Raw genomic sequence first — 12,019 nt, forward strand, 5'->3', positions numbered from 1 at the left:
CCGCAGACTTGGGCGCTGTCGCTTACCAATTCAAGCAGCCATCGGCTCCAGCCCCGCATGGGCAATCGCAATGTCGATAACCTTGCGGGTCTCGGCCGTTACCGGAACAAGTGGCAATCGCAGTTCTTCGGAACACAATCCGATTTGCGACGCCGCATATTTCACACCGGCCGGGCTGGGTTCGATAAAGAGCGCTTTATGCAGCGGTGCCAGGCGATCCTGAATCGTTAGCGCTGTAGCAAAATCTCCGGACTGGCAGGCGCTCTGGAATGCTGAGCAAAGCGCTGGTGCAACATTGGACGTCACTGAAATGCAGCCACGGCCGCCATGGGCGTTAAATCCAAGCGCCGTAATATCTTCCCCAGACAGCATTACAAAGTCCGGCCCAAGCAGATTGCGCTCCATGCTGGCCTTGCCCATATCAGCCGTTGCATCCTTGATACCGATGATATTAGGGCAAGCGTCGCGCAAACGCTTGATCGTATCTACGGCCAGATCGGCGATAGTGCGTCCGGGCACGGAATAAAGGATGACAGGCAGAGCAACCGCCTTAGCGACCGCTCTGAAGTGCTCAAACAATCCCTCCTGGTTCGGCTTGTTATAGTAGGGCACAACAGTAAGAACCGCATCGGCCCCCGCTGCCTCGGCAAACTCGGCCAGATGAATGGCTTCGCGCGTCGAATTAGAACCGGCACCGGCAATTATGGGCACGCGCTTTTGCGCCGCCTCGATGGTGATCTCGATTATGCGGCGATGTTCTTCATGGCTCACCGTCGGCGACTCGCCGGTTGTGCCTACCGGCACCAAGCCATGCGTGCCTTGCTCGATTTGCCATTTGACGACGCGGGCCATAGCGTCTTCGTCAACTGCACCATTGCGAAACGGCGTAAGTAGCGCCGTGATCGACCCGCTGAACATCAGGTAGTCCTCATTTCGTGCCTCCGGCGTGCCCGGCGGCAAAGTTCATATTTTTGTTCTTCAAAAAGGGATTCGCATGCCCTTATCCTGAAAGTGGAGCGCACCATAGTGCCAGATTTGCGGCACGACAAGCAGCTAAAACGCAGGCATTCGGCATTGCTCGAACCGATGGGCGTGATAAGAGAAGTCATGTTCTGGCGCAAGACCTCAAATACCGATCTGCCGCAATTTGCCGGAATGCCGGTGAATTCCATTTGCGTTGGCCATGCGGATCGAATGCTTGCTGTGCATATTCACGGCGACCTCCGCCAATCACAGATGCCGATTGTCTGCCTGCCAGGATATGTGCGCAATATGCTCGACTTTTCCGAGCTTCCCACTGGCCTTGGTCGCGGCACTGCACCGGTGCCCCCGCTCGTTATGATTGACCTTGCTGGACGGGGCCGATCCGCACCACTGCCTGCCAAAGTCCCTTATTCAACATTATCCGATGCACAGGACGCTCTTGCCGTGCTCGATGCCCTTGGTATTGCGCGCGCAGTTATCTGTGGTCAGGGGCATGGCGGGCAGGTTGCGATGGTCATGGCGCGAGATCGCCCACGATTGTTTGGTGGAACGATCCTTATCGACGCCGGACCGGCGGTCGATCCACGCGGTCTGGTCCGGCTGCGCAACAATCTGCGGCATATAACGGGGCTCAAGGATTCCCGGCTCGTATCGGCTGATCTGCGGAAAATCCTTCTGACCGATTACCCCGACGCCAACGAAACGAAGCTGGAAAAGCTCATCGAGCGCTTATTTCGCCTTGATTCTCGCGGCCGTGCACATGGTCTATATGACGACCGACTGGTTTCCCAGCTTGAGCATCTCAGCTTTGACGATGTGCTTGAGCCGCAATGGGCGCTTTTCGATTGCCTGAGCCATGCGCCGATGCTGCTGATGCGGTCGCAGTTCGGCGATACACTGCGCGGATCAACCTTTGATGAAATGGCGAGACGACGACAGGATGCCAGAACGCTCGTCATCGAAGGTCGGGGAAGCCCTGCCCTTCTGGAAACGGCTCAAGAGTTGGACGCAATCGCAAGTTTTGCTGCCGATTGCGAGCCACCGACTAGCGAAGCCGATGATTAGGCTGAGGCTTTTGCCTTGTTCAGCGCCTTGGCCTGCCGCACCCAGTCGTCGCGCTTGATGCGCCCGCGAGCATTGAGCTTGGCATCCATCTCATCGATCGTACGCGCGCTCCAGCCCGCGATCTGCGCATAGGTCAGGATACCGGATGCCTTGAGTTCATTCTCAAGTTTTGGGCCTATGCCACTGATCTTCTTGAGGTCGTCCTCTTCCGTTCCGGCATCTATGGCTTGACTTTCAGCGCTGTCGGACTGTGGCGGCGTCTGTTTCCGGGCAGCGGGCCTGGCACCCTTTTTTGCCGGCGCAGCCTTTGTTGGCGAAGCAGCGGCAACTTTCTTCTGAGGCTTGGCCCCAACGGGCGCTTCTGCCTTTGTTGAGACGAGCTTGCTGGGCTTGGCCAGGAACCTGCGCAGCACGAAACCGATCGCGCAACCGATAAGGAAAGTTGCGAGCAGCAACAGCGCGCTTTCGAGAATATGGGGAGTGAAAGTCATAGAATAATCCTATTCCTGAACTGGCGCATCATCGTAACTGTACCAACCAGTCGCGATACCAATCAGCAAGGCCAGAACAAGAAATATCCAGTAAGTTTCAAGCAGATAAAAGACAGCTTCAAATGACATCCCAAACCTCTTTACTGCGCGGCAATGTCTTCGAAATTGAAGACGATACGCCGATTTTGCCGCCTGCCTTCCGCAGTTGCGTTAGACGCAATCGGCAAGCTGGCACCATATCCAACAGCATATAGGCGCGTAACCGCGACACCAAGATCAATCAGTTCATCAACCACGGTTTCAGCACGCGCAATCGACAAACGCAGATTGAGGGCGTCGCTGCCGTCAGAGTCTGTATGCCCTTCTACATAAACAGGCTGTTCGGGGCAAATGTTCAACCGCTCGGCAATGGCGGGTAAAAGTTCGCGTGAACTTTCGGTCAACTGAGCACTTCCCGAACCGAACAGCAATGCATTGGCGCTCATAAACTCGGCAATCGCCGCGCTGCAAACTTGCCCCGCCTTTGGCGCGGTGATCATGGTGCGCCAAACGCCATCTTCGCTCAGTCGTGACAGGATCGCTTCGGCTGCGTTTTTCTTTGTGTCAATGTCGGCATAACCGGTCAGCAGCCAATTACCATTGGCAAAAGCCACCTGACCGCTATCGAGTTCGCGCAGGGCTGAAATTCCGGCAAAGAGCGTTTGCATGAAGCCTTCCGGCGCGCCTTGGGCGACCGACACATTGTCGAGATCGTCAGCGAGATAGGACAGCAGGTTCCGGGACGAATTATCCGGCACCATGCCGCGAAAGGCCAGATTTCCCGATACGTCAAGTGTAGCCGACATCCGATAACTCGGATCGGCAAGAACTCCGGCGTTGACAGTTTCTTCCAACTGTTCGGTCAATTCCGCGTCGTCCCCGGCTTGTTCGATCACCGGCTCAGACACTTCCCCTTCGATACCGCCCGGTTCCTCATCGTCGCTGAGGTCCATTTCTTCAATCGACGGCGTATCGTCGTTCTCAACCGCGTCTGTTGCCGGCTCCTCGACGACCAGTTCCTGGTACTGCGCCAGCACGAGAGGTCGATCATTTGCCAGGGCGACAGCAGGGATCAATCCCAAACTGAAAAGCGCTACCCCTCCGAGCTTCATCAATTTGAACAGCGACGAAGCGGAACGATGAAGCATCAATGGCACCTTTTGGCGGCTGGGAGAATCATTGCGTGATATTAACAAGTTAGGCGGCGCTGTTAAACGCCAACGCCCCCCTCGAGGCAAAAGAAAAGGCCCGGCGCGAGGCCGGACCTTTCCATGTTTCGCTTAACGCGAAAGCCCTGATTAGAAGGACTTCGAAGCGTTGAGGTCGACGCGGTAAGCACCGTAGGAGTTGACGCGCAGCTTGCCGCCGGTGGCGAAACCGCCGCCAGGAGCATAAGCAAGACCAACTTCACCGTAGAATGCGCCATCATCTGGGATGCCGGCTGTGGTGAGGTCGTAAGCTGCAACGTTGATGTTGCCTGCGTTGGAGCCTGCGGCTTCATAACCGATCGTACCGGTAGCAGTGAGGCTTTCAGACACTGACGCAGCAACCTGCAGAGCAACGTCCCAGATCTCGGTGTTGTCTGCAACCTTGTTGCCCGAGTCTGCATCCCAGTAACGACCGCCAAGGTTAAGCGCGATCATGTCGGTAACCTGGAAGCCTACCGATGCACCGAAGCCAAGACCAACCAGGTCTTCGCCGGTGTTGTTGCTGGAATTGCCGGCGCCAACCGATGCGAATTCACCCGAAACAGCAAGGGTAAACAGATCGAAAGTACCCTTACCCGAGAGAACACCACTGAAGAACTCGTTGGAGTTGCCAGCGAGAGCTGCAGTTACGGCGAACTGGTCGAGGTTGGCAGTTGCACCGGTGTGGAATGCAAATACGCTGTCTTCAAAGCCGTTCAGAGCGTCGTCAACCATAAGGGTCAAGTGAGCGCCGCCCCAAGCACCAGTGGCTTCAACGAAACCAACAACGGTACCAGCGCGCGGATCGGTGATGATGTCGTTAACCATCCGGTTAGGGTCACCAGCAGGATTCGGAGTTGCCCAACGGTTGATGTTTTCAAGACCAACACCAGCACGGAAGCCATCACCGAATTCGCTTACAACGCTGAAGCCAGTACCGCCGGTGCGAACGTGATCGCCAAAGCGCCAGTCAGCACCACCAGCCGAGTCAGCTTCGTTGGCATTTACGAGGCCAAGGAAGTTGTAAGGCGAACCGTGACCAGTGCGAGCGATCGAAGGCTTCATACCAGCCGAAAGAACGGTGGTGTCGCCAAACGAAACATAAGCCTGCTCGGCACGGAGGTGGTGACCGCGATCGGTCGCGTTGTCACCGCCGCCCGAACGCTGACGCTCACGCAGACGGATTACAGCGCGAGCAGCGCCTTCGTCGGTCTGGGTGGTTGCTTCGAACTGAAGGATGGTTTCGAGACGCGAACGCCAATCGATTACACCATCATCATTGATGATGGAGGAGGTGCCGCCACCGTCATGATAGAAATAACCACGAGTCGTAGCAGGACCGTAGTCACCCCAACGGAATTCGTAGCTTACGCTACCCGAAATCTTCAAGCAGGTGTCGTCCGACGCAATGGTCAGACCGGAGATGCCGTATGCATCGCAAACGTCGAGCGATACAAAGCTGGCAATCGGATCAGCTGCCTGAGCACCCGTCGACAGGGCCAGAGCGGCTGCAGAACCCAAAAGAAGGCTCTTAAGTTTCATAATTGACCTCCAAAGTCAGTCATTCAAGTTGCCGGGCTATCCGGCGGTTTGTCGAAACGCGACCACATTATTGTTGGTGTCGTGTGTTGCCGTCGCGTTGCGACCGACAAACGATCCCATGCATGGATTCGCAAGACACACTCTAGCGATGACGGGAAAGCGCGCAACAAGGCAAATGCCCTAAATGGGGCCTTAAGGCAGGGTTGTGACGGCGCTGTTGCAATTTGACCACACATCTGGAAACTACTTGTTAATACATTCCTATTCGTTTGGTTTACGCAGCATTAACCCTCGATGTGACTCGCAGCGTGTACGGCCTTTTGTCTTGTCGCACGGGCCGTACCGTGAAATCCATGACGGGCTAAAACCGCCCTATGGATTTCACTGGCCCTCCGGCGGGGCGGCCAAAACGTTGGCCGGGGTCGTCACTCCGTTCCTCCGGGAGCGAGCCGGACAAGCATCTGGCTCTCCCTCACCCGCCAGTGGTATTTATTTATCAATCACTCCGCTCTAAGAGCGTCTCCGCATCACATTTGCGAGACAGGCGTCAAGCGCTCCAATTTCGCCACAAAGCCGCCGCCATGCGATATATATGTCATCTGGCAAGGGCGGAGACAGAGTCGGTTTGAGGACTATATTTATGAAATCTGGTGCCTGCCTGGCCCTTGGTACTGCGTTCATACTGGCATTGGCGGGAATGGGACAAAGCGCCAGCGCGCAAGAGTTGTCCGATGATGCGCGCGAGCAACTTCTGAGCGAACTCGACGCCATGATCATCGGAACCTCCGTAACGACCCGATGTGCACTCTATGATACCACGTTGACCTATCTCTCGCCCCTCGAGACCACAGGCGCCGAGTTGCGGATCGGGCAACTTCGCTCGACCCTTTCGGAATTTGTCGAGGAATTACCAGATCTTATGGCAACCATGCGCAGCGAGGCGAACGACATAGACTGCGGCAACCAGGGGCTTGAGCCCTTTATCGCGTTCAGCCGGGAAACCGCGCAGGATGTTATAGACATCGCGCTTTCGGTTTGGCGCGAGGTCTCTATCGACCATTGCTCGTATTTCGCCGATGACGGGTTCATGGATTCGGTCAAACATACCAAGATTTTGGCGGCGGAAACGACTGTGGAAGGACCGGACGTGCGGCGCGACTATATCGCGGAAAATGCCACCGTCTGGGTCCGGATTTTCAATGAAAACTGCTTCAATGTGAACTTTGATCCAGTGCCGACATTGCCCGGCCGGATTGCGCTTTCAGTGCCGATAGAGGAGTGAGATTCGGCAGAGGTGCATTTTTTCTTCGTTTTCTTAGCGGGGCGCAAAACCTGTTTATCCCCGCGCATTCACTTTGGGACCATAAATGTATAAAGCTCGCTCCAAACTACTGAATAACGTGTGTGGAGGTCGGTTTGAAAATCCTGGTTCCGGTCAAGCGGGTTCTTGATGCCAATGTAGCCGTGCGGGTGAAACCCGACGGATCGGGCGTCGAACTTGCAAACCTCAAGATGTCGATGAATCCGTTCGACGAAATTGCCGTCGAAGAAGCGGTTAAGCTGCGCGAAGCGGGCACGGCCAGCGAAGTGATCGTTGTGTCCATCGGCCCGGCCCAGGCAGCCGATACGCTGCGGTCCGGGCTGGCGATGGGTGCGGACCGCGCCATTCTGGTCAAGACCGAAGACGCGTTGGAGCCACTGGCAATCGCCAAGATCCTGAAACATATTGCGGGCACCGAAGCGCCGGACCTCGTTATCATGGGCAAGCAGGCGATTGACGACGATTGCAACCAGACCGCGCAGATGCTCTCGGCACTGCTGGATTGGCCGCAGGCCATGTTTGCCTCCAAGGTCGAGGTTTCCGGCCAGAGCGTGACGGTTACACGCGAGATCGATGGCGGGCTGGAAACGCTGGAAATGGACCTGCCGGCTGTGATTTCCACCGACCTGCGGCTCAATATCCCGCGCTATGCGTCCCTGCCCAACGTGATGAAGGCCAAGAAAAAGCCTTTGGAAGAGATCGCGGCAGAATCGCTGGGAATTTCTCTGGCGCCGCAACTGCATGTGGTCGCGACCAATCCCCCGCCCGAGCGCAAGCCCGGCGCGATGGTGGATTCCGTTGATGCCCTTGTTGAAAAGCTCAAGTCGGAGGCGCGCGTCCTATGAGCACGCTGATTCTCGCTGAACATGACAATGCCCACCTCAACCCGGCGACGGCCAAGGCGGTTTTCGCCGCGGCGCAATGGGGCGGTGGTATCGACATTCTCGTTGCAGGGCATAATTGCGCTGCCGTTGCCGAGGCTGCGGCAAAGCTGGACGGCATCAACAAGGTGTTGGTGCTGGACGATGCAGCCTATCAGCATGGGATGGCCGAGCCGCTGAGCGCCGTATTGGTTCATCTGGCGCCGAGCTATACCTACATTGCCGCAGCGGCAACCAGCTTTGGCAAGAATGTGATGCCGCGTGTTGCTGCCCTGCTCGACGTGATGCAGGTGTCCGACATAACCAAGGTTGTGAACCCCACAACGTTCGAGCGCCCGATTTATGCCGGAGGAGCAGTGCAGACGATCGAGGCCAAGTCCGAAAAGATCGTTGTCACCGTTCGTGCATCTGCGTTCGATTCGCAACCCGAGGGTGGCTCGCCTGCTCCAGTCGAGGCCATCAGCTTCGATGCGCCTGCGCCAAAGGCACGCTTTGTTTCCCGCGAAAGTGCGGGCGGCACTGGCCCCGATCTCGCGACCGCGCGCGTGGTTGTTTCAGGCGGGCGAGCACTCGGCTCGAAAGAGCAGTTCGATTCGCTACTTACGCCGCTGGCCGAAAAGCTCAACGCTGCACTGGGCGCCAGCCGCGCGGCCGTGGATTCGGGTTATGCGCCAAACGACTGGCAGGTTGGCCAGACCGGAAAGGTGGTGGCGCCCGATCTTTATGTTGCGGTCGGGATTTCCGGCGCGATCCAGCATCTGGCGGGCATGAAGAACTCGAAGGTCATCGTCGCCATCGACAAGGACCCCGAAGCGCCCATTTTCAAAGTGGCTGATTACGGGCTGGTGGCCGACATCTTTGAAGCCGTGCCGGAATTGACCGAAAAGCTTTAGAAAATGGGGCTTCCCTTGCCTCACGCGGCGCACCGGATTTGCGATGACGCTAGCCGCTATCGCAAATCCTGCCGCTCCGGCGGGGGCGCGCGAAACATCGCGCGAGGTCGTCGTCCAAGGCTCCTCCAAGCTCTTTCAAAGTGGCTGATTACGGGCTGGTGGCCGACATCTTTGAAGCCGTGCCGGAATTGACCGAAAAGCTGTAGCAAGCCGCCGCTGGCGATTGGATTCCGGACACACTCCCGGAATCCAATGAGCTGGTGAGGCACTGCACCACAGAATACCGTCGCGCGGAGCTTCCTTTTGCCGAGCCTTGCTTCGCCCCCTCTATTGCACCTCGATGATCGACCGGCCAAGCACCGCCTGGTTGCCGATGTCGAGAAAGCGGAACTCGTAGCTTCCCGGCGCATCGGGCATGGTGAACTTGGTTGCCTTTTCCGCGTTGGCGGGCTGCGCTTCGATCCAACTGAAATCAGCCTGATCGGCACGCGCGAGCGAAACACGGGCATTTTCGGCGTCTCCCGTCCAAGTCACCGTGACCGATGCTCCGGGTGCGGCGCTGGAGGGGGCCGATAGCCCTGCCCCTTCGTCGAGCGGCGCATCGGCGGCGACAACTTCAAACGTGTCGCTGGCGATCAGGCGCCGTCCAGCATCGAGCACATAACGGACTTCGTAAAAGCCTGGCTCGTCCGGAGCCGTGAACGTCGCTTGTGTGTCGCTACGCACCCGCTTGTAGCTGGCGCCCAATGAGCCGGATTCGCTGCCCGCAGGAACGACTGCAACGTAGTCGTTGGAATTGACGGTGTTGCTCCATGATACTGAAATTTGCGTGCCTGCCCTCACGGTTCCGGGGCCAGTGACGATGACCTCGGAATCGATAAGTTCCAATGGCGCCGATGCCAGCGTGACGCCTCCTTCTGCAAGAACATAGCGCACTTCATAAAAGCCCGGTTCGGACGGCGCGACCAGTTCACCCTGGGTATCGGACCGGACGCGCGCATAATTGCCATATGAGCCTTCATTTGCGCCCATGGACACAATGGTCACATAATCATTGGCGTTGACGGTGCCGGACCACGAAACGGCGATGCGAGAGCCAGCAGCAGCCTGTCCAGGTGCAGAAACAGTAACCTCGGCAGCGGTGACTTCAATGGGCGCGCTTGCCATTGTACGCCCGCCTTCCGCGAGCACGTAACGCAACTCATACAGCCCGGTTTCCGGAGGGGCAGTGAGTTCACCCTCACTGGAATCGCGGACCCGGATATAGTTGCCATAGGAGCCTTCCGCCGCGCCGAGTGCAACGATGGTGACGTAATCGTTAGGGTTGATGGCTCGGCTCCACGATATAGGAAAACGCGATCCGGTCGTAACCTGTTCGGGCCCTGAGACCGCCTGTTCCGCATCGGTAACTTGCACCAGAACGCCCGCCTGAGTGACGCCACCCTCGGCAAGCACATAGCGCACTTCATAAAGGCCCGGCTCAGCCGGGGCCGTCAGTGTGCCTTCACTGTCATCGCGGACACGGATGTAATTGCCATAGCTGCCTTCGCGCGCCGATACATCGACAATGGTGATGTAGTCGTTGCTGTTGACGCTCTGAGCCCAGGATACGTCAAACCGCGCGCCGGTCTCGACCTGTTCCGGCGCGGAGAGGATGACGACCGACTCGATGACTTCGACGTACGCAGTGCCCATTGTGCGGCCGTCCTGATCGAGGACGTAACGCACCTCGTAAACTCCTACTTCGGAAGGCGCGGTTAACTCGACTTCATCATGATCGCGGGCGCGAGCATAATTGCCGTAACTGCCTTCGCGAGCCCCGGCTTCCACGATTGTCAAATAGTCGTTGGCCGCGATTGTCGGTGTCCAGCCGACCGTGAACCTGGCGCCCACCGTGACAGTGTGTGGGGCTTTGACAGACACCTCGATTGCCGGATCGGGCTCTGGCTCTGGAGCGGGTTCCGGTTCGGGCTGGGCCTCGATCACCGATTGCACCTGGGCAACGGCTGCAGCGAGTTGCTGCGCATCGTCTGCCGGAACGAAAATGCCGCCGGTATTTTCAGCTATGCAAGCGAGCTTTTCATGATCGTCGGACGCAATATCAAAGCCGATGACATGGGTGGTGAAGGCCACGCCCTGCTGGGCAAGCTGCGCGGCAAGCGCGCAGGGATCGGCCTGACAATTTTCGATACCATCGGAGATCAGGACCACTGTGGCCGGGTTGTCGCGATAGGCGAGTGCTTCGGCAGCATGTTCAACAGCCGCAGAGAGTGGCGTGCGGCCATGCGGGGTGATGGCATTGACCGCATCAAGATAGGTCGCGGGCGAGATCGGCTGCGGTTCGATGATGGTTTCAATGTCTCCGCAATCCCCTTGGCGCCGATGTCCAAAGGCCACGAGGCCGAGATTGGTATCGGCGGGCCACGCATTGACAAGGCCGGCCATCACATTCCGGGCGATCTCGATTTTGCTGACGCCGTCGATCTGGCCCCACATCGAGCCTGATGCGTCATAAACCACCATTACATCTTCGGCGGCGTGAACCGCGCCAAGACTGCCGCCTGCCAAAAGCAAAAACGCCAGAGAAGTTCTGATAGCCGGTTTCATGCGTCCCCCACTAGCTAAAAAAGCAGATGAGCGACAGTTAAGCCCGATACTTTCCACAATGCAATTGATGTATTTTTAAGCGTGTTTATTGCGTTTGGGCTACGCGCAACTTGTACCGATCAGAACGGCTGGGCGCCGATATTTGTGACGGCGCGGGCGCCAGAATGAATTGCAAGCTCAAGGCAGGCTTCCGGTGCTTCCCCGCGCAGGCGGGCGGCGAGGAAACCGGCGAGGAAGGCGTCCCCAGCGCCGGTCGTGTCCTGAACGACGACGCTTTTTGCCGGCTTGGAGATCGGCTCGGCATCGCGCGTGGCCAAGAGCGCGCCATCGCCGCCGAACTTGAGCACTACGGTTTGATAATCGGCCAGCAGTAAGGGCCATTGCTCCTGCCGGGCGATCTTGCCGGTCAGCAAGGCGGCTTCATCGGCATTGGGGAAGAGAAAATCGGCGCCGCGTGTCCATTCGATAAAGTCGGCACGGCCGACTTCAGCGAGGAAAGCCGTTGAGGCGGGGTCAATGCTGACGGCGATGTCGCGTTGCTTGGCAATCGCGACCAGATCGAGCACTGCAGCACGCGCGCCCGGCTCGAACAGGGCATAGCCAGAGATATGAACGATTTCGATGCCATCGAGCAGCGATGGCGGCAGGTCGTCGGCATCGAGTTGCGCATTGGCGCCGCGATCGGTGAGAAAGCTGCGCTCGCCGTCAGGATCGATGAGGCAGACGATCTGGCCCGTGGGAAAATCGTCATCGGCGGCAAGGCAAGGCTCAACACCGAGGCCGGAAAAATACGCCGTCAGCCGGTTCTTGTCGGTGCTGCCCACACGCGCCGCAAAGCGCACCTCGGCGCCAAGCGCTGCCAGCCATGCCGCCTGATTGGCACCCGATCCACCATTTGTGTGCCGGATGGTTGCCCGCGTATCGGTGCCGCGGGCAATCGGGCCGAATGGTTTGACCACGATGTCGTTGATGACATCACCGATAACGAGAATACCGCCTGCCATCTTAC

At 57.8% G+C, this 12,019-nt stretch carries 10 protein-coding genes; 4 read left to right on the top strand and 6 right to left on the bottom strand.

The window, feature by feature from the left end; all coding sequences use genetic code 11:
• Positions 1–30 precede the first annotated feature (30 nt).
• Positions 31–918: a 4-hydroxy-tetrahydrodipicolinate synthase gene (dapA, locus tag EO133_RS12435; protein ID WP_127072976.1), complete on the bottom strand. Its 888-nt coding sequence runs from the start codon at positions 916–918 to the stop codon at positions 31–33.
• A gap of 108 nt (positions 919–1,026) precedes the next feature.
• Between dapA and EO133_RS12440 the strand changes: the two genes are divergently transcribed.
• A complete protein-coding gene (locus EO133_RS12440) occupies positions 1,027–2,049 on the top strand; it encodes an alpha/beta fold hydrolase (RefSeq protein ID WP_127072977.1) in 1,023 nt (340 codons plus the stop codon).
• Here EO133_RS12440 and EO133_RS12445 read toward each other — a convergent pair.
• The 3 genes from EO133_RS12445 to EO133_RS12455 all read right to left on the bottom strand — a co-directional run bounded on the left by EO133_RS12445 (position 2,046) and on the right by EO133_RS12455 (position 5,308).
• Entirely contained in the window at positions 2,046–2,540 is a 495-nt protein-coding gene (locus EO133_RS12445; protein WP_127072978.1) for an NADH-quinone oxidoreductase subunit E, read from the bottom strand. The two genes, EO133_RS12440 and EO133_RS12445, sit on opposite strands and share 4 nt — an antisense overlap.
• A gap of 140 nt (positions 2,541–2,680) precedes the next feature.
• Entirely contained in the window at positions 2,681–3,727 is a 1,047-nt protein-coding gene (locus tag EO133_RS12450) for an OmpA family protein (protein ID WP_127072979.1), read from the bottom strand.
• Positions 3,728–3,877: 150 nt separating this feature from the next.
• Positions 3,878–5,308: a porin gene (locus tag EO133_RS12455; RefSeq protein WP_127072980.1), complete on the bottom strand. Its 1,431-nt coding sequence runs from the start codon at positions 5,306–5,308 to the stop codon at positions 3,878–3,880.
• A 640-nt stretch (positions 5,309–5,948) separates the two neighbouring features.
• Between EO133_RS12455 and EO133_RS12460 the strand changes: the two genes are divergently transcribed.
• The 3 genes from EO133_RS12460 (at position 5,949) to EO133_RS12470 (ending at position 8,403) form a co-directional block, all read left to right on the top strand.
• A complete protein-coding gene (locus EO133_RS12460; RefSeq protein WP_127072981.1) occupies positions 5,949–6,590 on the top strand; it encodes a hypothetical protein in 642 nt (213 codons plus the stop codon).
• A 134-nt stretch (positions 6,591–6,724) separates the two neighbouring features.
• Positions 6,725–7,474 carry an electron transfer flavoprotein subunit beta/FixA family protein gene (locus EO133_RS12465; protein ID WP_127072982.1) on the top strand — a complete coding sequence of 250 codons (750 nt, stop codon included), beginning with the start codon at positions 6,725–6,727 and terminating at the stop codon, positions 7,472–7,474.
• The gene (locus EO133_RS12470) at positions 7,471–8,403 is read left to right on the top strand and encodes an electron transfer flavoprotein subunit alpha/FixB family protein (RefSeq protein WP_127072983.1); all 933 of its coding nucleotides are present in this window, start codon (positions 7,471–7,473) and stop codon (positions 8,401–8,403) included. Before EO133_RS12465 ends, EO133_RS12470 begins: the two co-directional genes overlap by 4 nt.
• A gap of 327 nt (positions 8,404–8,730) precedes the next feature.
• Here the strand turns inward: EO133_RS12470 and EO133_RS12475 are convergent, their stop codons facing one another.
• Together EO133_RS12475 and EO133_RS12480 are read right to left on the bottom strand one after the other, a co-directional pair.
• Entirely contained in the window at positions 8,731–11,010 is a 2,280-nt protein-coding gene (locus EO133_RS12475) for a VWA domain-containing protein (protein ID WP_127072984.1), read from the bottom strand.
• A gap of 119 nt (positions 11,011–11,129) precedes the next feature.
• Complete coding sequence (locus EO133_RS12480) at positions 11,130–12,014, bottom strand: carbohydrate kinase family protein (protein WP_127072985.1); 885 nt, start codon at positions 12,012–12,014, stop codon at positions 11,130–11,132.
• Between the last annotated feature and the right edge of the window lie 5 nt (positions 12,015–12,019).

The sequence above is a fragment of the Pelagibacterium lentulum genome (genome assembly GCF_003992625.1).
GTDB classification, from domain to species: domain Bacteria; phylum Pseudomonadota; class Alphaproteobacteria; order Rhizobiales; family Devosiaceae; genus Pelagibacterium; species Pelagibacterium lentulum.